The organism is Pseudarthrobacter sp. Y6, assembly GCF_050156205.1.
Lineage (GTDB): Bacteria > Actinomycetota > Actinomycetes > Actinomycetales > Micrococcaceae > Arthrobacter.
In genome coordinates this window covers 3,958,353-3,978,039 of sequence record NZ_CP189574.1, presented here as the reverse complement: position 1 = coordinate 3,978,039, position 19,687 = coordinate 3,958,353, and the positions used below count along the sequence as shown (strand labels likewise).

General features: G+C 64.0%; 19 protein-coding genes and 1 pseudogene. 4 read left to right on the top strand and 16 right to left on the bottom strand.

Features of this window, described 5'->3' with window-relative positions; all coding sequences use genetic code 11:
- Positions 1 to 54 precede the first annotated feature (54 nt).
- The 7 genes from purM to ACQCSW_RS19110 all read right to left on the bottom strand — a co-directional run bounded on the left by purM (position 55) and on the right by ACQCSW_RS19110 (position 7,217).
- Complete coding sequence (gene purM / locus ACQCSW_RS19140) at positions 55 to 1,215, bottom strand: phosphoribosylformylglycinamidine cyclo-ligase (RefSeq protein ID WP_426988434.1); 1,161 nt, start codon at positions 1,213 to 1,215, stop codon at positions 55 to 57.
- Positions 1,212 to 2,900 (bottom strand): amidophosphoribosyltransferase, encoded by a 1,689-nt coding sequence (purF, locus tag ACQCSW_RS19135; RefSeq protein WP_426988432.1) that lies wholly within the window; start codon positions 2,898 to 2,900, stop codon positions 1,212 to 1,214. Before purF ends, purM begins: the two co-directional genes overlap by 4 nt.
- Before the next feature lie 85 nt (positions 2,901 to 2,985).
- Positions 2,986 to 3,300, bottom strand: coding sequence for a hypothetical protein (locus ACQCSW_RS19130; RefSeq protein ID WP_426988430.1), 315 nt, complete (start codon positions 3,298 to 3,300; stop codon positions 2,986 to 2,988).
- A gap of 97 nt (positions 3,301 to 3,397) precedes the next feature.
- Positions 3,398 to 3,823, bottom strand: coding sequence for an ATP-binding protein (locus tag ACQCSW_RS19125; RefSeq protein ID WP_354252670.1), 426 nt, complete (start codon positions 3,821 to 3,823; stop codon positions 3,398 to 3,400).
- Entirely contained in the window at positions 3,816 to 4,148 is a 333-nt protein-coding gene (locus ACQCSW_RS19120; RefSeq protein WP_354252671.1) for an STAS domain-containing protein, read from the bottom strand. Before ACQCSW_RS19120 ends, ACQCSW_RS19125 begins: the two co-directional genes overlap by 8 nt.
- On the bottom strand, positions 4,138 to 6,108 hold the full coding sequence (locus ACQCSW_RS19115) for a glycosyltransferase family 2 protein (protein ID WP_426988427.1): 1,971 nt from the start codon (positions 6,106 to 6,108) through the stop codon (positions 4,138 to 4,140). Before ACQCSW_RS19115 ends, ACQCSW_RS19120 begins: the two co-directional genes overlap by 11 nt.
- Entirely contained in the window at positions 6,105 to 7,217 is a 1,113-nt protein-coding gene (locus tag ACQCSW_RS19110; RefSeq protein ID WP_426988425.1) for a PP2C family protein-serine/threonine phosphatase, read from the bottom strand. Before ACQCSW_RS19110 ends, ACQCSW_RS19115 begins: the two co-directional genes overlap by 4 nt.
- A gap of 223 nt (positions 7,218 to 7,440) precedes the next feature.
- Here ACQCSW_RS19110 and ACQCSW_RS19105 point away from each other — a divergent pair, with 223 nt between their 5' ends.
- Positions 7,441 to 7,731: a hypothetical protein gene (locus tag ACQCSW_RS19105; protein ID WP_426988423.1), complete on the top strand. Its 291-nt coding sequence runs from the start codon at positions 7,441 to 7,443 to the stop codon at positions 7,729 to 7,731.
- 228 nt (positions 7,732 to 7,959) lie between these two features.
- On the opposite strand, the gene ACQCSW_RS19100 is transcribed toward ACQCSW_RS19105, so the two are convergent.
- Both ACQCSW_RS19100 and bcp read right to left on the bottom strand, forming a co-directional pair.
- Positions 7,960 to 8,532, bottom strand: a complete 573-nt coding sequence (locus ACQCSW_RS19100) for a GNAT family N-acetyltransferase (RefSeq protein ID WP_426988421.1) — start codon at positions 8,530 to 8,532, stop codon at positions 7,960 to 7,962.
- A 40-nt stretch (positions 8,533 to 8,572) separates the two neighbouring features.
- Complete coding sequence (gene bcp / locus ACQCSW_RS19095) at positions 8,573 to 9,052, bottom strand: thioredoxin-dependent thiol peroxidase (RefSeq protein WP_426988419.1); 480 nt, start codon at positions 9,050 to 9,052, stop codon at positions 8,573 to 8,575.
- Positions 9,053 to 9,369: 317 nt separating this feature from the next.
- Here bcp and ACQCSW_RS19090 point away from each other — a divergent pair, with 317 nt between their 5' ends.
- Positions 9,370 to 9,768, top strand: coding sequence for a cupin domain-containing protein (locus ACQCSW_RS19090; protein WP_111909223.1), 399 nt, complete (start codon positions 9,370 to 9,372; stop codon positions 9,766 to 9,768).
- Positions 9,769 to 9,789: 21 nt separating this feature from the next.
- Here ACQCSW_RS19090 and ACQCSW_RS19085 read toward each other — a convergent pair whose 3' ends face one another.
- The 7 genes and pseudogenes from ACQCSW_RS19085 to ACQCSW_RS19055 all read right to left on the bottom strand — a co-directional run bounded on the left by ACQCSW_RS19085 (position 9,790) and on the right by ACQCSW_RS19055 (position 16,456).
- Entirely contained in the window at positions 9,790 to 10,371 is a 582-nt protein-coding gene (locus ACQCSW_RS19085) for a dTMP kinase (RefSeq protein ID WP_426988417.1), read from the bottom strand.
- Between the two features lie 235 nt (positions 10,372 to 10,606).
- A pseudogene (locus ACQCSW_RS19080) lies at positions 10,607 to 11,450 on the bottom strand (IS5 family transposase).
- A gap of 103 nt (positions 11,451 to 11,553) precedes the next feature.
- Positions 11,554 to 12,789, bottom strand: coding sequence for an acetyl-CoA C-acyltransferase (locus ACQCSW_RS19075; protein ID WP_426988415.1), 1,236 nt, complete (start codon positions 12,787 to 12,789; stop codon positions 11,554 to 11,556).
- Positions 12,786 to 13,976, bottom strand: a complete 1,191-nt coding sequence (locus ACQCSW_RS19070) for an acyl-CoA dehydrogenase family protein (RefSeq protein ID WP_160679699.1) — start codon at positions 13,974 to 13,976, stop codon at positions 12,786 to 12,788. The genes ACQCSW_RS19075 and ACQCSW_RS19070 overlap by 4 nt, the downstream gene beginning before the upstream one ends.
- A gap of 59 nt (positions 13,977 to 14,035) precedes the next feature.
- The gene (locus ACQCSW_RS19065; RefSeq protein ID WP_160679701.1) at positions 14,036 to 14,848 is read right to left on the bottom strand and encodes a crotonase/enoyl-CoA hydratase family protein; all 813 of its coding nucleotides are present in this window, start codon (positions 14,846 to 14,848) and stop codon (positions 14,036 to 14,038) included.
- Between the two features lie 37 nt (positions 14,849 to 14,885).
- Positions 14,886 to 15,695, bottom strand: a complete 810-nt coding sequence (locus ACQCSW_RS19060) for an enoyl-CoA hydratase (RefSeq protein WP_160679703.1) — start codon at positions 15,693 to 15,695, stop codon at positions 14,886 to 14,888.
- Between the two features lie 83 nt (positions 15,696 to 15,778).
- Positions 15,779 to 16,456 carry a TetR/AcrR family transcriptional regulator gene (locus tag ACQCSW_RS19055; RefSeq protein ID WP_160679705.1) on the bottom strand — a complete coding sequence of 226 codons (678 nt, stop codon included), beginning with the start codon at positions 16,454 to 16,456 and terminating at the stop codon, positions 15,779 to 15,781.
- 180 nt (positions 16,457 to 16,636) lie between these two features.
- On the opposite strand from ACQCSW_RS19055, the gene ACQCSW_RS19050 reads away from it, so the two are divergent.
- Together ACQCSW_RS19050 and ACQCSW_RS19045 are read left to right on the top strand one after the other, a co-directional pair.
- On the top strand, positions 16,637 to 18,007 hold the full coding sequence (locus tag ACQCSW_RS19050; protein ID WP_160679707.1) for an MFS transporter: 1,371 nt from the start codon (positions 16,637 to 16,639) through the stop codon (positions 18,005 to 18,007).
- Between the two features lie 41 nt (positions 18,008 to 18,048).
- Positions 18,049 to 19,683, top strand: coding sequence for a long-chain-fatty-acid--CoA ligase (locus ACQCSW_RS19045; RefSeq protein WP_160679709.1), 1,635 nt, complete (start codon positions 18,049 to 18,051; stop codon positions 19,681 to 19,683).
- The last annotated feature ends 4 nt before the right edge of the window (positions 19,684 to 19,687 follow it).

Genomic DNA, 19,687 nt, shown 5'->3' with positions numbered 1-19,687 from the left:
AAACCGCCGTTTTCAAGGTTCAAAAGGGCGGTTACGGAGCACTCGAGGAGGGTTTCAAGCGTAGGCGTTGACCAACCGGACGGCGCCGCCGTCCACACCCTTGGCGCCCTGGACGTAGTCCGGGCCGGTCTTGAGGATGGAATCCGAGTCCGCGGTGACGGTGCCCATGATCCAGGACGGCACGCCGCGGTCGTTGAGGCGGGCCACGGCGGCGTCGGCAGCGTCGGCGGACACGATTGCCACCATGCCCACGCCGAGGTTCAGGGTGCGCTCCAGGTCGGCCAGCGGCACGTTGCCCAGCTCGGAGACCAGCTTGAAGATGGCCGGCAGTTCCCAGGTGGCGCGGTCCACGGTGGCCACGAGGCCCTGCGGAAGCACGCGGGCCAGGTTGGCGGCCAGGCCGCCTCCGGTGACGTGGCTGAAGCCGTGCACGGCGTTGGCGCTGTTCACCGGGAAGGCGCGGGCCAGGTCCAGGCAGTCCGCAGCGTAGACGCGGGTGGGTTCCAGCAGTTCCTCGCCCAGCGTGCGGCCGAGTTCGGAGACCTGGCGGTCCAGTGCCCAGCCGGCGTGGTTGATGACGCGGCGGACCAGGGAGTAGCCGTTGGAGTGCAGCCCGGAGGAGGCCATGCCGATCACAACGTCGCCGGCGCGGACGCGGTCCGGGCCCAGCAGGTCGGAAGCCTCGACAACTCCGGTGGCGGCACCGGCGACGTCGTATTCGTGCTCGCCGAGCAGGCCGGGGTGCTCGGCTGTTTCGCCGCCCACCAGGGCTGTACCGGCGACGGAGCAGGCCGCGGCGATGCCACGGACGATGTCCGCGATGCGCTCCGGGACAACTTTGCCGCAGGCGATGTAGTCGGTCATAAAGAGCGGCTCGGCGCCCACCACTACGATGTCGTCCACCACCATGCCCACCAGGTCAAAGCCGATGGTGTCGTGTATGTCCATGGCCTGGGCGATGGCAACCTTGGTGCCCACACCGTCGGTGGACGTGGCCAGCAGCGGGCGCTTGAAGGTCAGCAGACGCGAGACATCGTACAGGCCGGCGAAGCCGCCCACGCCGCCGATGACGGAGGAATTGTGGGTGGCCTTGACGGCACCCTTCATCAGTTCCACGGCGCGGTCGCCGGCTTCAACGTCAACGCCGGCGGAGGCGTACGTGATGCCTGCGGGGCCCTGTGGGCTGTTGCCGGCGGCGGGGGTTGCGGAAGTCATACGGACTCTTTCTTTTCAGCGCCGGGGGTGGTGGCTTCGGGGTGGATCGCGGGCACGTGGTCTTCTTCGGTGAGCAGGTTCTCGAACTCGGCGTCCGGTCCGGGATCGCAGCCGGTGGCGCCGGCCTTCTCCGCCGGATCCTCCTCGTCATCGAGGGAGGACACAGCCAGCGCGGCCGTTGCGCCGGGGAGGGCAGAGGGCGACGGCGTGAGGCCGCCGAGGTCGGTGCGCTCCAGCAGGTTCTTGCCCAGTTTGTCCGCGCCGGGGAGCTCGATGGGGTACGTGCCGGTGAAGCAGGCGGTGCAGAGGCGCTCGCGCGGCTGCATGGTGGCGTTGATCATGCCGTCTTCGGAGATGTACGCGAGGGAATCGGCGCCGATGGCCTGGGAGATTTCCTCGATGGTGGCGCCGTTGGCGATGAGCTCCGCCCGTGAGGCGAAGTCGATGCCGTAGAAGCATGGCCATTTGACCGGCGGGGAGGAAATCTTGATGTGGACGGACGCGGCGCCGGCCTCGCGCAGCATCCGGACGATGGCGCGCTGGGTGTTGCCGCGGACGATCGAGTCATCCACCACCACAACGCGCTTGCCGCGGATCACGGACTCGAGGGCGTTCAGCTTGAGCCGGATGCCCAACTGGCGCAGGGTCTGCGAGGGCTGGATGAACGTGCGGCCAACGTAGGAGTTCTTGACGAAGCCGTGCGCGAAGGGGATACCGGATTCCTCGGCATAGCCCACGGCCGCCGGGGTGCCGGACTCGGGAACCGGGATGACAATGTCCGCGTCCTGCGTGTTTTCGCGGGCCAGCTGGCGGCCCATCTCAACACGGGACTCGTACACGGAGCGACCCGCGATGGCGGCGTCCGGACGGGCGAGGTAGACGTATTCGAAGACGCAACCAGCCGGCGTCGCCTCCGCGAAGCGCTTGGAACGCACGCCGTCCTCATCGATGGCGATGAATTCGCCCGGCTCGATTTCACGGATGAAGCTGGCGCCCACGGTGGCCAGGGCGGACTGCTCGGAGGCAACTACCCAGCCGCGCTCCAGCCGGCCCAGGACCAGCGGACGGATGCCGTAGGTATCGCGTGCGGCGTAGAGGGTGCCTTCGTCCATAAACACGAAGCAGAAGCCGCCCTTGATCTTCGGCAGCAGCTCCATGGCGGTCTGTTCGAGGGTCTTGCCCTCCTCGCCTTCGAGCAGTGCCGTGACCAGGGCGGTGTCCGAGGTGTTGCCCTGCTTCATTTCGCCGCTGAGCTGGCCGCCGTTGCGTTCCATGATCATGGCGTTGAGCTCGGCCGTGTTGGTCAGGTTGCCGTTGTGCGCGAGGGCAACCGTGCCGGTGCTGGTGGCGCCGAGGGTGGGCTGGGCGTTGGCCCAGTGGCTGGCTCCGGTGGTGGAGTAGCGGCAGTGTCCCACCGCCAGGTGCCCGGTCAGGGTGTTCAGCGTGGTCTCGTCGAAGACCTGGGAAACGAGGCCCATGTCCTTGTAGACGTTGATCCGCTTGCCGTCACTGGTAGCTATACCAGCCGACTCCTGACCGCGGTGCTGCAATGCATACAGCCCGTAATAGGTAAGTTTTGCTACTTCTTCACCTGGTGCCCAGACCCCGAAAACGCCACAAGCGTCCTGAGGTCCCTTTTCGTCAGGGAGAAGATCATGAGAAAGTTTTCCATCGCCGCGTGCCACTGGTCGATTATCTCACGAGATGCGGTAAGACTTTTCCGCCGCGGCCATTGTGACCGGACCGCAGGCCGGGCGCCTGTGTTGGTGCCTACGGCTGGGCGCCGTCGTCGGGCTCTGAATCCGGGACGGCTTCCACGATGGCGCGTTTCTGGCGCTTGAGGCTCCGCCGGTCCAGCAGCAGGGCCACCACGGCGCCCAATACCGCACCGCCGGCGCCGAACATGACCAGGAAGAAGCCGAACACCGAGCCGCGGTCGAAGGATTCGTCACCGGGGAGGCCGTACGCGACGGCGGCAGCCACCGCTACGCCCACCAGGGCGCCGAGGATGAGGAACGGTACATATTTCGGTGCCCGGCGGACGGTGACCTCGCGGCGCTCAGCGGGGGTTTCTTCAAAAGCCATGCCCTCTAGCCTACTCATTCTTACCGTTGCTCTATCACGTATAGCTGCCAAAACGGCCAAATGGGAGCTAAGAGTGATAGAGCATCCGGGGGAGGGGTCAGGGCTGTGACGTCCGGGAGAGGATCCAGGTGTTGGTGCCGTCCTGCCGTTCGAAGGTCACCGTGGTGACCAGCGCCTCGATGAGTGCCAGGCCGCGGCCGGACTCGGAATCGTCGTCCGGGGTTCCCGGTTCCAGGGGGCCGAACGGGGGCTTGGCGAAGAACGCGCTGACCCGGGCCTGCAGGAGCGTGGGCTGGACGCTGATGTCCACTCCCAGCTCCACCGGTTTCTGCGCCTTGGCCGGCTGCGCGTGCTGGACGATGTTGGACGCGGACTCGATCACCGCCGTCGTGAAGGTCATCTGGTCCATGGCCTGGACGAACGGCGCGTCCTCCCAGAGCTTGTCCAGTTCGTTGTGGACGGAGTCGATGGCCTCGGCCGTGGACAGTCCCCGGAAGCTCCGCCGGGCCAGGACCTCAGTCATTGCGGAACGCCTCGTCGGCGGAGGCGTAGGCAGTCAACACCCGGTCCATGCTGGTCAGCTCAAGAACCATTTTCACCTGCGGCTGGACCGCTGCGATGCGAAGGTCCCCGCCGGCCTGACGGGCGGCCTTGAGGCAGCCGATCAGCGCGCCAAGTCCGGAGGAATCCATAAACGCCGTGTCCTCCAGGTTCACCACGATCCGCGAGGAACCGCCGGCGATCACATCGGTGACGAATTCGCGCAGCTTGGGCGCGGACACCATGTTCAGCCGTCCGTCCGCCTTGACCTCCGCGTACGAATCCTTGACCTCGTAACTAAACTCCATCGGCTTTCCTCTCTCCAGAAGCAACGTCCACAGCGGGTTCGTAGCCCTTGTACAAAACAGCCCGGACCAGGATGCTCATGACCACCAGGTCAAAAGTAACCCAGGCCACGTTCACCAGGGTGCCAAGCGGCTCGGCCAGTCCCGTGGCCAGGCGGATAATCCCGACGACGGCGGCCACCGCCAGCAGCACACTCACCACGATCTGGGGCCGGATGAGGCTCCAGCTGGGGCCGCCGGTCTGGCGGGCCTTCGGGGTGACGGCGAACCCAAGTGGACGGCCGAACCAGACGTTCCGGGCCGCCGTCGAACACGCTTTGATCCACGTGGGGAACAGCGCCAGGCTGTACTGCTGCCCGCGCCAGGTGGGGATCCCGCGGCCGGCCACGGCGAACAGCAGCTGGTTGGCGACCATGAACGGGATAAACCGCAGGAAGAAATCCCAGCTGAGGCTGCTCACAGGCAGGACGCCCAGCAGCAGGTAGATGATGGGGGCGGCGAAATAGATGACCGCCGCATAACCGCTCAGGTAGGTCCACATGGTGGCGAAGTACATCAGCCGCTGGCCGAACTTCAGGCCCTTCTGCAGCAGCGGGTTCTCGCGGAGCAGCACCTGCATGGTCCCTTGCGCCCAGCGGAGGCGCTGGGTGAGCATGGTCTGCAGGTCCTCGGGCGCCAGGCCATAGGCCAGGACCTCGTGGTGGTAGACACTTTCCCAACCCATGGCGTGCAGGCGCATGGCCGTGGCCATGTCCTCCGTGACGGAGATGGTGGCCAGCGGCATGACCGGCTGGGCTTCATCGTTCCGCTCCACGTTCAGGGCATCCAGGACGGCCTGCACGGATTCCAGCGCGCCCAGCGGCGACCAGTCACGGGCTGACATACGCTGGACGGCGTCGTCGGCCACCACCGGCACGCCGGCATCACCCACGTGCGCCAGTTCCATGGCGGCGATCTCTTCGAGGTCGGCCTGCAGGGCGGACATGTCGGCCTGGACCAGCGTCTGCACGGCCGCGTCCACGCGGCGGCGGACCCGGTACGTGATCTCGCTCAGGGGCTGGCCGTCCGCCAGCTGTTCCTGGGCTTCCAGCGTGGCGGCCTCCACCGCGTCCAGTACTTCGGCCACGAGAGGGGTGGTCATGTCCGCGGATTTGCGTGCTTGGCGGATGGCGGAGCGGGAGGCGGTGAGGGCGCGGCGGATGCTCTTTTCGGTCTCCTTGACGTAGCCCACCAGGCCCAGCTGCATCAGGGCTTCGCGCCGCAGGATGGCGTTGGAGCCGCAGAAGAACGCCGCGTTCCAGCCGTCCTTGCCCTGCTGGATGGGCCCGTAGAACAGGGGTGCCTGGCTGCCGAGTGGATCGTGGGCGGGCACGTTGCTGAAGTACTGCGGCGTCTGGACCAGGGCCACCCGGCGGTTGTTGAAATAGCCCAGGGTTTTTTCCAGGATGTCCGGTTCGGGGATCTGGTCCGCGTCCAGGATCAGCAGGAATTCGCCGTGCGTCACCATCAGGGCGTTGTTCAGGTTGCCGGCTTTGGCGTGGCGCGGCACCTTGACGGTCCAGTCCTCGCTCCGCGTCACATAACCCAGCCCGTGCTCTTCGGCGAGGGCCTTCAGCTCCGGGCGCGCGCCGTCGTCGAGAATCCAGGTGCTGTGCGGGTGCCGGATTTTCTGGGCGGCCAGGGCGGTGGTCATGACCATGTCCAGGTCTTCGTTGTACGTGGTGATGAAGACGTCCACGGTGGCATCGTGGGGCGGCGCGGGTGCTCCCTTACGGATCTTGAGCTGCCACACGGTCATCCCGAAGAGCATCACGTCGATCAGGCTGTAGGTCTCAGCCACCACCAGGGGCACGGCGATCCACCAGGCATCCCAGTTGAGCGACGACGCCCAGCGCCAGGCCACGTAGTTCACGCCCAGGATGACGGTCAGGACCACCACCAGGCGGGTCCAGAAGCGCGTCATGCCGCGGCTGGCTCAGGCAGGCGGCGGACCACCACGACGGTGACGTCATCCTCAGCGGTTTCGGCCGGCGCCAGGGCCATGATGGCGGCGCTGGCGGACTGCGCGGAAACCTGGCCGTGGGCGGCGGCGAGCACAGCCTCGGTGAACTGCTCCACCGAGTCGAAGACGTCCAGCACGCCGTCGCTGACCACCACCAGGGAATCGCCCGGGGCCAGGCCGACGGCGGACTGCGGCCAGGTGGACCCGGCCCAGGCGCCCACGGGCGGGCCGCCGCTCGGAAGGCGGTGCGCCGACCCTTCGGCAGTGACGTGCAGCGCCAGTCCGTGGCCGGCGTCGACATAGCTGACGACGCCGGATGCAGCGTCCAGCCGGGCGTGAAAGAGGGTGACAAACGAGTTGGAGGAATCCAGGTCCGCCGCGATGGTTTTGCTGGCGGATGCGAAGGCCGCGTCCAGGTCCTGGCGCTGTCCGGTGGACCGCATGACTGCCCGGACGGTGGCCGCAATGAGGGCCGCGCCCATGCCCTTGCCCATGGCATCGGCGAACGTCAAGTGCAGGCCCTCGGGCGTGCGGTACCAGTCGTAGAAGTCCCCGCCCACGCTGCGGGAGGGGCGGAAGTCGCCGGCGACGTCGTACCCGTCCACCCGGAGGTCCTCCTGGGGCAGCAGGCTTTGCTGGACCTCGGTGGCGCGTTCCAGCTCGCTCGCCACGGCCGTGTCCGCCGCGGACGGTTGCCGGCGGCGGAACAGGGCATTGATCCTGGATTGGAGTTCGCGCGGGCTGAACGGCTTGCTGATGTAGTCATCCGCACCGTTGTCCAGGCCAGTGAGCTTGTCCAGTTCGTCGGCGCGGGCAGTGAGCATCACGATAAAGGCGTCGGAGAATTCACGCAGGAGTTTGCAGACTTCCAGCCCGTCCACGTCCGGGAGGTTCAGGTCCAGTGTGATCAGATCCGGCTTGGCGCGGCGGACCTCCTCCACGCCGGGCAGGCCGGCCTCGGCCTGCGTCACCTCGAAACCCTGCTTGACCAGGATCCGGACAAGGAGGCCACGGATGTCCGGATCGTCCTCAATCACAACGGCACGGCGCGGTTCGGGCATGGAAGGCATGACTCTACTTCTACCGTATTAAGGCCGGTGAAGCATGTCATTGACCTGACAACGAAGGTTGAAGTCGGTGCAGCACCGGGCATTCCAGGGCGGGCCGCCATGGTGTGGCCCGGTCTTGCCGGAATACTTGACTGCCCTTGATGGGCCCTTGAGGCTCCTTGGCCACACTCGAAGGACCAGCTTTGAAGGAATGTGCGGATTGCCGGAGGACGGTGCAGGAGTCATGGAACCAACGGAATCCGTCAGACTGCCGGGCAGGCTGGCACGCTCGTGGCAGCTCTTGAAGCAGGGCCGCCGCCCGCGCAGCACCGTTCACTACCTGAGCCATTCCTGGAAGCTCCGCTCCCTGTCCCGCTCGCTGGCCCAGGCCCTGGGTGAGTCCTGGGAGGCCTCGAGCTGGCCGGGGGACCGGCTGGCCGTCGGCATTGAGCTCTCGGAAAAAGTCGAACAGCTAACCCGCCTCCTCAACCGCGAAACCGAACTTCACGGCCGCCTGGCGGCGCTCGCAAAGTAGCCGTTCCCTGCTGACCTGTTCCGTGCCACACTGGAGGACAATCAAGTGGCTGGGGGATACCAGGTCAGGAGATTGCCGTGCATTGGTACACCGGGTGGGCTTACCTCCTAGCGGGACTCATGACCATGGACGCGCTGCTGCTGGCCTTGTGGGTAATAGACAACGACTGGCCGAATAACTGGCGGAAGAAGCCCTGATTCAGCGCACGTTGCGTCAGCTGGTCCCGCGTTAGCCCAGGTCCAGGCGCATCAGGACGCGCGGGAACCCGTTAAGCACCGACTCCGTATCAGCGGCCTTGACGAACCCGGCCTTCTCGAAGAGCTTGCGAGTGCCCACGTAGGCCATGGTGAGGTCCACTTTGCTGCCGCCGTTATCCACCGGGTAGCCCTCGATGGCGGGCGCGCCGTAGCTGCGGGCCAGCTCCACGGCACCTTTGAGCAGGTGATGGGAGATCCCTTTGCCGCGGTACCCGGGCCGGACCCGGATACACCACACAGACCAAACGTCCAGGTCATCCACATGGGGGATCCTGCGGTTGCGGGCAAAGCTCGTATCGGCGCGCGGATGGACAGCTGCCCACCCAACTACTTCGTCGCCGTCGTACGCCAGAACCCCAGGCGGCGGATCCTGCGCCACGAGCTCCTTCATCAGGTCGCCACGGGCCGTCCCGCGCAACTCAACGTTCTGTTTGGACGGAATGCGGTAGCTCAGGCACCAGCAGACGTTGGCATCGGGCCGCTTAGGACCAACCAGCGTTTTGACGTCCTCGAACAGCGTTCCCGGACGGACTTCGATCGCCATGCCTGAATCCCGACTGGTGGGCTACGTGTGCCCAGCCAGACTAGACCCCCAAGGACTCCCGAAGGGCTGCGACGTGGCCCTGCGCCTTGACCTGGTACTGCGCCAGCGCCACGTTGCCGTCGGGGTCCACCACCACGGTGGAGCGGACGAGGCCTTCGACGATCTCGCCGTTGACCAGCTTTTCGCCCCACGCGCCGTAGGCGAGGGCCACTGCGTGGTCCTCGTCGGAGAGCAGCGGGAAAGTCAGGTTAAAGTCGCCGGTGAAATCGGCCAGCTTCTCCGGGGCATCGGGGGAGATGCCCAGGACTTCATAGCCGGAGCCTTGCAGGGATGAGAGGCTGTCACGGAAATCGCAGGCCTCGGTGGTGCACCCGGGGGTTGCAGCCGCCGGGTAGAAGTACACGATGACGTTCTTGCCGCGGTAGTTGACCAAGGAGGTTTCCTTGCCCTCGGCGTCCTGCAGCGTGAAATCGGGGGCCTGGGTACCTGGCTGAAGTTTGGTGATCAGTTGGGGGCTCATAGCGTTCCTTTGGGAGACTCTGATGGCAAAAGACAGGAAACCAGTGAATCGGCTTTCCACTTTAAACAACAACTCCGGCGTCATTTGAAGTATTCCGGCTGGTCCAGGGCCGGGACCCATGCAGGGGACATTGTCCGGTTCCGCGAAGGTCCGGGCGGTCCATTGACTTGAGGCGCCGTATGGATACGGTTAGAGATACACCTTGTTGGTCTCCGCACTTCGTCGCCGCACTCCGTAGCCGCCTGCCGGCATCCACTCACCACCGCTTGGTCCCAGCCCTAAGCGCCCGCCGAAAATGATCCCTAGGCTGTGTCCCCATGACCGCAAATTTCATCAGAGCTCTGGCCGTAAAATCCTTTGATATTCCGGACAAGAAGCGGTGTCCGGATAAGGCCGAGTTCGATCTCGTCACCGTGGATGACTACTCCGTGGCCCGCCTTATCCTCGCTCCCGGCTGGCGATGGTCCGAGTCCGCCAAGCCCATGGAACTGACGGACTTCTGCGAACACAATCACCTCGGCTACTGTGTCTCCGGCAGTCTGGAGATTCAAACGTCCGACGGCGTGAGGTCCACCATCCATGCCCATGACACCTATGCGCTGCCTCCCGGGCACGATGAGTGGGTGGTTGGGTCCGAGCCGTTCGTCGCCATTGAATTCCTGGGTGCGGCGTCCTTCGGCCGGCCGCGGAGCCGGGGACTGCACGCGCTGATTTGAGCCGGAGCTGGTCTGCGGGGGCTAAACAGCCGCGGGATTTTCCGCGCGCACGATCCGCTTGAGCCCGGCCACAACCGCGGCCGGCCGGCAGTCCGCGTCGAGCTGGACGAAGCCCGCGTATTCGGGCATGGAACGGTAGGCGTCGCGCAGGGCCACCAGGTCAGCCAGCGTCTCCGAATCGGTGCCGCGGGCCACGATGCGCTCGTGTGCCAACGCAGGTTCAACATCCAGGTGCACCAGTGCGTCAGGCTCCGGCAGAGACGAAATCAGGCAGGGGAGCACACGGCCACGCGGCAGACCTTTGGCAGTGCGCAGGGCCAGCTGGCAATGGAGGTGCCGGTCCATCACCACCAGGCCGTCGAAGCGGCCGGCCCGGGCATGGGATACAAGCACGTTGGCCACGCGGAGGGTGGTCTCCGCGGCGTCGGCCATGCGGCGCGGCCAGCGGATACCCAGCCGTTCAGCCAGCACGGACATGCTCCGCCTGCCGGCGTGGTTGCTGAGCAGCAGGGCGTTTTCACCGTCAGCCTGGGCCGCATCTACCAAGGCGCGGGCGGCCGTGGATTTTCCTGAGCCGTCTATTCCGGTTAAGACAATGAGCACATGGCCTCCTTTCGCCACTGGTTTAACGCAAGGGACAGCGTGATCGTCCCGTCATGAGTCGGAGGTCACATTAAACTGACATCCGGACGGTGCCTGCAAGGGGCCGGCAGTGTGACTGTTAACTTCGTTTGGCGGTTTTTTCACGGTTGCCTTTGGCGGTTTTCAGTCGCAAAGCCGCGACTTACTCAGCGTCGTGATGGACACCGGCGAGCGGGCATCTTCCTGCAGCCCGGTGCTAGGGCGTGTCTCCTAATAGTGCGCTCCAGATGATGACGGTGTGCAGAACGGCCGCTGAGCGGTAGGTGAGGGCCAGTTTGTCGTAGCGGGTGGCCAGGGAGCGCCATTGCTTGAGGGTGTTGAAACTGCGTTCGACGACATTGCGGCGCTTGTAAGCGTCCTTGTCGTAGGTGACGGGCCGGCCGCCGGAGGAGCCCTTGCGTTTCCGGTTGGCTTTCTGGTCTTCCTTTTCTGGGATGACGCATTCAATGCCCCGCCCGCGCAGGTAGCTCCGGATCGCTTTGGATGAGTAGGCTTTGTCAGCCATGGCCCGGTCCGGGCGGCCGCGGGGCCGTCCGGGACCTTCCCGTTCGACTTTCAGGGCATCCATGAGGTTTTCAAACATGGGCGAGTCCCCGCCCTGACCGGGCCCCAGGAGCAGGACCAAGGGGCGCATGTTGCCGTCAACCAGGGCATGGATCTTGGTTGTCAGGCCGCCGCGGGAGCGTCCGATGGCATGATCATCCGGCTCATCAAGCAGATTCCTGTAATTCGAGAGGTCCCCCTGTGTGGCGGGGAAGGTTCGTGCCGTGCTGGTGGGCACGGTTCACCGTGGAGTCCACTGACACCTCCCAGTTGATCAGCCCTTGCGCGTCGGCACGGGTCAACAACGCAGCCAGTACCCTGTCCCAGATCCCGCTGGCGCTGTTGCGGCGGTGGTGCTTCCATACGGTCTTCCACGACCCGAAATGGGAAGGGAGATCCCGCCATGGAATACCTGCCCGGTAGCGGTAAATGATGCCCTCTGTCATCAACCGGTGGTCATTGAACGGCCGCCCCGGTTTCCCCGAGGAATCAGGCATCAACGGGGCAATGAACTCCCACTGGGCATCGGACAACAAGGCATAACGCGAACTCACCACTCAATTTTGCCAACAAGCCACCCCCAGCATTAGGAGACACGCCCTAGTTCGCCTTCAAGATAACAGCGCTGCCTTGTCCTCCACCGCCGCAGATTCCAGCGGCTCCCAGGTTGCCGGTGCCGGCAAGTGACAGTTGCCGGGCGAGGGTGCCAATGAGTCGGACTCCGGACGCGCCTATCGGGTGACCGAGCGCGATGGCCCCGCCGTGTTGGTTGACGATTTCCGGGTCCACGCCGAGCTCCCGCAGGGACTGGACGGCGACGGCTGCGAAGGCTTCGTTGATCTCGATGGCCGACAGTTCTGCGGCGTCGGTCCCGATTTTTTTCAGGGCTGCGGAGATGGCGTTGGCGGGTTGCTTGTGGAGCAGCACGTCTGGTCCTGCCACGAAGGCGTGGGCTTCGACGCTGGCCAGCGGGGACAAACCTAGCCGTTCCGCTGCTTCCCGGCTGGCCAGGACGATGGCTGCGGCGCCGTCGGTAATCTGGGAAGAGTTGCCGGCGGTTATGGTTCCGTCGGCCCGGAAAGCCGGGCGCAGTCTGGCCAACGACTGGGTAGTTGTACCGGCCCTGATTCCGTCATCGTCCGTTACGAGGAGTTGGCCGCTGCGCGAGGCAAGCGGATAGGGTTCGATCTCGCCGGCGTGAAATGTCTTATGTCCCTCTGCTCGTTGGTGCGAAAGGGCTGCCCAGTCGTCTTGGGAACGTCTGTCTAGCCCGAATGCTGTGTTGCCGTCTTCGGTGGAGCTGCCCATGGAGCGGTGTTCGAAGGCGTCGGTCAGGCCGTCATTTTCGAGGGTGTCCAGGACTTCCATAGCCCCGTACTTCTGTCCGGACCTGACATGGAGGGCGTGCGGGGCACGGGACATTGATTCCTGTCCGACTGCCACGACGATGTCAGCTTCCCCGGAGGTTATGAGACGTACCGCTGCCGCCACGGCTTCCATGCCTGAGAGGCAGACGGCATTGAGGGTGATGGCAGGGACTGACAGGGGGATCCCTGCATTCACGGCGGTTTGGCGGGCTGGGTTCTGGCCGAGGCCTGCCTGGAGGACATGACCGGCAACGACGTAGTTAACGTCCGCGGGGGCAACGCGAGCACGGTCCAGGGCTGCGGTGACCGCATGCCCGCCAAGTTCGGTGGCCGCTACGTCGGAGAATTGTCCGTTGAACCTGCAGAAGGGCGTGCGGGCGTATCCGACAATCAAGGGGGTGTTCTCTGCGCTGTTGGAACGCTCCGGCAGCGACGGTTCCTGAGCCTGGAGGTTGGATTGTTCGGTCATACGAAGGCCGCGATTCCGGTGATATCGCGCCCGATGAGGAGTGACTGGATGGAGTCAGTTCCTTCGTAGGTGGAAACGACTTCCATGTCCGTCAGGTGGCGGGCCACGTGGTTTTCAAGCAGCAGGCCGTTGCCTCCGAGCATGTCCCGGGCTTCGGCGCAGATCCATCGGGCTTTTTGAGCCGTATGCATCTTGGCCACGGATGCCATGGTGGATGTTTGCTGGCCGGATTCTGCGAGTTCGGCCAGACGGAAGCACATCAGCTGCATGGCGGTCAGTTCCGCGAGCATGTTAGCCAGCTTGTTCTGGATGAGCTGGAAGCTGCCCAGCGGTTTACCGAACTGGATCCTGGTCCGGGCATGGGCGACGGCAGCTTCGTAGGAGGCGGCCGCGTGGCCGACGGATTCCCAGGCGGCGCTGTTCCGCGTTGCGGCGAGAACACGGCTGGCATCCCGGAAGGATTCTGCGTGGGCTAGCAAGTTCTCCTTCGGGATCCGGAGGTCCCGAATGGTGATGTCCGGTTGCAGGATGGCGCGTTTGCCGATCTTTCCCGTGATGACTTCGGCGCTGTAGCCGTCCGGATAAGTGCCATCGTCGTTTTTTTCCAGGATGAAGGCTTTGACCTTGCCGTCGGTTTCGTCGCGGGCCCAGATAATGATGATGTCTGCGAAGCTGGCGTTGCCGATCCACCTCTTTGCCCCGTTGAGGACGTAGTGGTCACCGTCCAGGCGCGCAGACGTTTCCAGTCCCACTGAATCCGAGCCGTGGTCGGGTTCAGTTAGCGCGAAGGCGCCGATGCGCTCCATGCGGGCCATCTGTGGCAGCCACCGGTCTTTTTGTTCCTCGTTGCCCAGAAGGTGCACGCTTCCCATGGCCAGGCCTGAGTGGACTCCGAAGAACGTGTTCATTGATCCGTCGCCTCGGCCAAGTTCCATGGCGATCAGGCCGGCGGCGGTGGGTGAGAGGCCGGGGCATCCGTATCCTTCAATCGTGGTTCCGACGATGCCCAGGTCGGCGAACTTGGGGATGAGTTCGAACGGGAAGGCGGCGCGTTCCCAGTAGTCGTTGATGATCGGGAGGACTTCGTTGTCCACGAAGGCACGGACTTGCTTCTGGATGGCGCGGTCACTGTCGGTGAGCCGGTCCTCGAGCCGGTAGTAGTCGGTGTCGATCGAGTCGTAGGCCATGTTTTTCCTTGGATGGAGGTCGCAGCTGGGTGCGGGAACGGGGTGGTCAGGGGCCGGGGTCAGCGGCCGGTGAATTGTGCCGGGCGACGTTCCAGGAACGAGGCAACGCCTTCGGAGCCGTCCTGGCTGTCGAGCAGTTGGAGCATTTCCGGAACCAGCTGCCTTGCGGCGGCTTCTTCCCCTTCGCGCTGGGCCCGCCGAGCTGACTGCAGCGTCATCGAGACGCCCAGGGGAGCCTGCCGGGCAATAACTTCGGAAATCTCGAAGGCGCGGGAGAGTTGGAGGCCTGTCGGGACGATTTCCTGCACGAGGCCCATCCTGAGGGCTTCAGCGGCGTCGAAGGTATCACCTGTAAGCATGTAGCGCATGGCGTTGCCCCAGCCGGCTTCCCGGGGGAAGCGGATAGTCGCGCCGCCGAAGGGAAAGATCCCGCGGCTGACCTCCATCTGGGAGAACTTCGCGTCCTCTGCCGCTATGCGGATATCGGTGGCTAGGAGCAGCTCAATGCCCAATGTCAGGCACCAGCCCTGGACGGCGCTGACCACGGGTTTTCGCCGCTGGGCACCGCTGAGCTGCCGGGGATCAATGCCTCCCTCCGGGATTCCGCCCTTTCCCTCACGCAGAGCGTTACCGACCTTCGCCATGTCGAGGCCGCCGGTGAAGTGGTCCCCGTGCGCGTAAAACAGGCCGACGCGCACTTGGTCGTCCTGTTCCATCTCGGCGTAGGCCATTGCCAGCTCGGAGCGCATCTCCAGATCGAAGGCGTTTCGTTTGGGCACCCGGTTCAGTCCGATCAGGTAAACGTGCCCGACCCGGTGACGGGTGACTACACGACTGTCCGCCGGTAGTTCATGGATGTTGAAGGTTGTCATTTCGCAATCGTCCTTTCCTGTACTGTGCGACCGCGGATTATTTGACTGATGCGCCGGTCTTGTGGCGGGTGATGGAGTTGGAGAACCCGCCGTCGGCCTTGCCTCGGGCTGCTTCCTCGCTGAAATGGGTCAGCTGATGTGCGTCGAAGTGGGCGCTGAGGGCGACGTGGAAGCCCTGCGCCTCAAGGGTTCTGTTCAGTGACTTCTTCAGGACGCGGGTGGCGAACGGCGGAGCCTGGGCCACCCGTTGCGCCAGAGTGTCCACGGCAAGGTCAAGTTCGGCGGCAGGAACGACGCGGTTGACCATGCCGCATTCGTACGCCTCCTGCGCGGACATGCGTTCGCCCGTGAACAGGAACTCCCGGGCTTTGCGGCTCCCCATCACCCAGGGATGGACGAGCACCTCAACCGCGGCCACAGCCATGGTGTGCAGGACGGGGTCGGCGAAGAAAGCATCCTCGGAGGCCACGATCATGTCGCACATGTTTGCCACCATGAACGCTCCGGCGATGCACGCCCCGTCAACGCGGGCGATTGTGGGTTTAGGGAGATTGAAAATGTTCAGGCAGTACTGCATGTAGGAGGTGGATTCGAAGTCCCACCGCTCCTCGGGAGTGAAGTCCTGACGCCTGGCCTGGCCCTCTTTGAGGTCGTGGCCGGCGGAGAAGTGGCCCCCCGCTCCGGTGAGGACAACGGCACGGACTTCCGTGTCCTGGCCAGCGCGAAGTATGGCGTCGTTCAGCTCATCGAGCATTTGCTCGTTCTGAGCATTCCGTTGCCGGGGACGGTTCTGCCAAATCGTGGCGACCGGGCCGTCCACTTCGTAGCGGATGTATTCGTAGTTCATGAGGGGCTCCATCAAATGCGTCCGGCCAGGCCGGAACCGATTAGTGTCGTCCCCAAAACTCTAAACTAACGACGTAAGTTTTGCTAGACCCTTTTGGCGGTAGCGGTCTTTTCACCGCCTTGGCCTCCCAGTCCGAGTACGCCGGTCGCATAGTGCAACAGCAGCCCGTCCATCAGGCAGGACAGGCCCCGCTCGAAAGCCGCGATGTCCAACTCGGTTTTGTACTCGGGGAGCCGATAGGCGTCCGCCAGATGCGGAAACTCCCTTGAGTAGAACTCGGCCGGCTCGGAGAACCCTCCCGAGTACGAGCCCAGGGCGGAGCCTGCGATGAAATTGCGCACGGCGATGGCCACTTCTGTCGCTTGCCGCGGCGGCCATCCCCCGTCGACGAGAGATCCATAAAATGCGTCGGCCAGCCGCAGCTGGGCCGTTCGTGTCGCGGGCCCCCGGGCCATCAGCGGCACAATCTCAGGGTGCTCATGGAGCACCCTCCAGTAGTTCCTTGCCCAGACAGGGAGTGCTTCCCGCCAGCCGGTCGAACTAAATATGGAAATATCGATCGTGCCCAGCAGCGAATCGACAACGGCGTCGGCAATGGCGTCCATGGTCGGAAAGTGGTTGTAGATCGAAGGCCCTTTGACCCCGAGACGCTCAGCAAGGCGCCGAATCGTTAGTTGGGAGAGGCCAGCCTCGTCGATAAGCGCAGCCGCTGCTTGGACAATGCGCTCGGAGGAAAGTATCGGGATTCGTGGACGTGCCATGCCGTCTACCTTGCCATAGTCACTGCCGCGATCACGTGGATTGCACCAGCAGACTTAACGTGAGCGTCTTCACAAAACAAAACAGTTGGGTCTATAGTTCAACTAACAGCGCTAGTTTTCTTGGGACTTTTCCCGCCCTTCTTCCGTGAATCTCTTCTTCCGTGAATCTAAGGACAGCTCATGTCAGCCCACATCACTCCGACGAAGTCACCCGCCGCCGGAAAAACTCAGCCCCCGGGGATTCGGGCCTGGACAGTGACGTCCATGGTCGTCCTCTTTGCCACGATCAATTGGTCGGACAAGGCACTGCTGGGCATCGTGGCCCAGCCCCTCGCCCGCGAATTCGGCCTTACCGCCACACAGATCGGCTTTGCCGGCAGTGCCTTCTTCTTCCTCTTCAGCGTCAGCGGCGCCATGGTCGGCCTGCTCGGTGACCGCTTCCAGGTCCGCTGGATTCTCCTCATCCTTTCCGCCCTGTGGGGATTGGTGCAGTTCCCAATCCTGATCAGCGGCACGTTCACGGTCCTGCTCCTGTGCCGCATAGCCCTAGGCGCCTTCGAAGGGCCTGCAACAGCGATGGCGACCACCGCCGTATTTCAGTGGTTTACGCCCGAAAAGCGCGGCTTCCCATCAGCCCTGGTGACCTCGGGATCCTCCTTCGCCAAGATCTTTGCCGCCCCGGCCCTCGCAGTGGTCGTCGTTGCCGCGGGATGGCGGGCCGGTTTTGTAGTCATGGCAGTGGTCAGTTTCATCTGGTGCGCTGCCTGGCTCCTGGTCGGCAAGGAAGGACCGTTCGCCAAGACCCGCTCTTTGCCCGGTCCTTCGACCGTATCCAGCGCAGAGCAGGAGCAGCCTCCGGTCATCAAGCTGAACCGCTGGCACATCCTCACGTCCAAGTCCTTCATCGGTGCCCTGCTGGCAACGTTTGCAGTGTACGGAGTGGTCTCGGCCTCGATCACCTGGATTCCCTCCTACTTCGAGAAGGGGCTCGGGTACTCCCAACTCGAATCCGGCATCATGTTCGGGCTGCCCAGCGTCGCCTCATTGATTTTCATGTACGGGTCTACCTTCCTCACTGACCGGCTCGGTAACCGGCACGGCTCTTCCGGCAGGATCCGGGTTATCACCACGACAGCATTCCTGGTCATTGGCGGCGCTGTCCTGGCCTGCCTCCCGCTCTTCAAGGAGCCCGTCATCGTTGTTGCCGTACTGATTCTCGGGTATGGCTGCATGAGTGTTGCACTGCCCATGATGAATGCGGTGATCTCCCAGATCGTCCCGGCGTCCCAGCTGTCCAGCTCGATGGGTATCTTCCTCGCCCTTCAAAACGTCTCGGGTCTCATTGCTCCGGGGCTGGTAGGCGTCCTGGTCGAGAACGCGGTGACACCCCTGGCAGGCTTCTCCCTCTCCTACCAGATCTTCGGGGCGGCGATCCTGCTCGGCGGCATCCTGACCTTTGTCCTGGTAAACCCCGAACGTGACGCAGCCATTCTTAAAGAGAAACTGGCCGCGGCCCAGCGGCTGCAGCAGGACGCCGGCGGCGCCTCCTGATGCCGTCCATATTTATGCCCCACCTCGAAAAGGAACCATCAATGCCCAGGCCCCAGGAACGTCCGTGGATGGCGCTTTATCCGGAATCCGTCCGTGCCCTGCAATCGGTGCCGGACATGACACTGGGCGACATGCTCACCGAGTCCCGCCGCCGCTTCGGGAGCAGGACTGCGCTCACCTTCGAAGACCAAACCTGGAGCTACGACGACGTTTACGCGCAGTCACACGCATTCGCCCGTTTGCTGCGCAAGGAAGGTTTGGCCTCCGGGGACCGGCTGGCAGTCATACTCCCGAACCGTCCGGAATACATCTTCGCCATCTTCGGAACCGTCCTCGCCGGGGGCATCGTTGTCCAGGTGAACGTCCGGTACCCGGCCGAGGAGATGCGCAGAATCCTGGACGACGCCGGAGCGGAGTTTGTGGTCACTACCGATGAAGCCGTCATGCGCTGTTCACCGGGGGAAACGTCTTTCCTGGGCCGGAAACTGTTCCGTGTCGACCTCACAGAAGTCCCCGGCACACAAGCCGGAACGCCCCTAAGCATACTGAGCGAGCACCTGGACGGCGCACCGGTCATGTGCGACAGGAAAGCCACCGATGTTGCCGTGCTGCAGTACACCGGAGGCACCACCGGGGCAGCCAAAGGCGTCATGCTCACCCACCGCAACCTCATCGCCAACATTGAGCAGCGCTATGCCATGACCTATGGGCTGCTGGAAACCCCTCCCGGCGCCAAGACCATCAACGTTCTGCCAACTTGCCACGTCTACGGGCTGACCGCGGTGACGCTGCTGGCAGTCCGCTCGGGCATGAACCAGATCCTCGTCTCCGATTTCAAGGCAGCAGAGATGCTCAGGATCATCAAAAGAGAACAGCCGTACGTCTTCAGCGGCGTACCGACGATGTACGCGGCGTTGAACCGGGAACCGGCGGTCGCGGAGAGCGGCCTTGGCAAGGTCACCATCTACAACAGCGCCGGGGCCGGATTTCCCCAGGAACACCTGGAGCTGTTCGAGCGCAAGAGCGGCGGAAAGATCATTGAAGGCTTTGGAATCAGCGAAGCTTCCCCGTCCACCCATCTGAACCCCGTGCTGTTCGCCGACCGCAGGGTCGGCAGCATCGGAATCCCGGTCCCCCTGACGGATGTCCGCATCGTAGACAAAGACGGTGCCGGAATCCAGGAACTCCCGGTGGGAGAAGTGGGCGAGATGATCGTCAAAGGACCGCAGATCATGAAGGGTTACTGGAACCGCCCGGACCTGACGAAGGAAACCCTCCGGGACGGCTGGCTCCTCACCGGCGACCTCGCCACCATGGACGAACAAGGGTACTTCTACATCGTCGGCCGGAAAAAGGAAATGATCGTCACCAGCGGCTTCAACGTCTATCCCGCCGAGGTCGAACAAGTCCTCACCCGTTTCCCGGGGATCCTGGAAGCCGCCGTCGTCGGAACCCCTGACGAGTACCGCGGCGAGTCCGTTGAAGCGTTCATCACGCTGGAACCCGGCGCGGTCATTTCCGACGAAGAACTCGACGCGCACTGCCGCAAGCACCTCGCCGCCTACAAAGTACCCCGCAAATACTCACGGCTGGACTCCTTGCCGAAGACCCCAGTGGGCAAGATCGCAAAGAAGCAGCTCCCCACAGGTGTCGGCACCACAGCCGACAGGAAGTAGCCCG

Bases quoted from the DNA above. Each gene is read 5' to 3' on its own strand.
- ACQCSW_RS19045 (WP_160679709.1), top strand. From the start codon at position 18,049: ATGCCCAGGCCCCAGGAACGTCCGTGGATGGCGCTTTATCCGGAATCC.
- ACQCSW_RS19125 (WP_354252670.1), bottom strand. From the start codon at position 3,823: ATGACTGAGGTCCTGGCCCGGCGGAGCTTCCGGGGACTGTCCACGGCC.
- ACQCSW_RS19120 (WP_354252671.1), bottom strand. From the start codon at position 4,148: ATGGAGTTTAGTTACGAGGTCAAGGATTCGTACGCGGAGGTCAAGGCG.
- ACQCSW_RS19090 (WP_111909223.1), top strand. From the start codon at position 9,370: ATGACCGCAAATTTCATCAGAGCTCTGGCCGTAAAATCCTTTGATATT.
- ACQCSW_RS19075 (WP_426988415.1), bottom strand. From the start codon at position 12,789: ATGACCGAACAATCCAACCTCCAGGCTCAGGAACCGTCGCTGCCGGAG.
- ACQCSW_RS19055 (WP_160679705.1), bottom strand. From the start codon at position 16,456: ATGGCACGTCCACGAATCCCGATACTTTCCTCCGAGCGCATTGTCCAA.
- ACQCSW_RS19060 (WP_160679703.1), bottom strand. From the start codon at position 15,695: ATGAACTACGAATACATCCGCTACGAAGTGGACGGCCCGGTCGCCACG.
- ACQCSW_RS19065 (WP_160679701.1), bottom strand. From the start codon at position 14,848: ATGACAACCTTCAACATCCATGAACTACCGGCGGACAGTCGTGTAGTC.
- ACQCSW_RS19105 (WP_426988423.1), top strand. From the start codon at position 7,441: ATGGAACCAACGGAATCCGTCAGACTGCCGGGCAGGCTGGCACGCTCG.
- ACQCSW_RS19110 (WP_426988425.1), bottom strand. From the start codon at position 7,217: ATGCCTTCCATGCCCGAACCGCGCCGTGCCGTTGTGATTGAGGACGAT.
- purM (WP_426988434.1), bottom strand. From the start codon at position 1,215: ATGACTTCCGCAACCCCCGCCGCCGGCAACAGCCCACAGGGCCCCGCA.
- ACQCSW_RS19050 (WP_160679707.1), top strand. From the start codon at position 16,637: ATGTCAGCCCACATCACTCCGACGAAGTCACCCGCCGCCGGAAAAACT.
- ACQCSW_RS19070 (WP_160679699.1), bottom strand. From the start codon at position 13,976: ATGGCCTACGACTCGATCGACACCGACTACTACCGGCTCGAGGACCGG.
- bcp (WP_426988419.1), bottom strand. From the start codon at position 9,052: ATGAGCCCCCAACTGATCACCAAACTTCAGCCAGGTACCCAGGCCCCC.
- ACQCSW_RS19130 (WP_426988430.1), bottom strand. From the start codon at position 3,300: ATGGCTTTTGAAGAAACCCCCGCTGAGCGCCGCGAGGTCACCGTCCGC.
- ACQCSW_RS19100 (WP_426988421.1), bottom strand. From the start codon at position 8,532: ATGGCGATCGAAGTCCGTCCGGGAACGCTGTTCGAGGACGTCAAAACG.
- ACQCSW_RS19115 (WP_426988427.1), bottom strand. From the start codon at position 6,108: ATGACGCGCTTCTGGACCCGCCTGGTGGTGGTCCTGACCGTCATCCTG.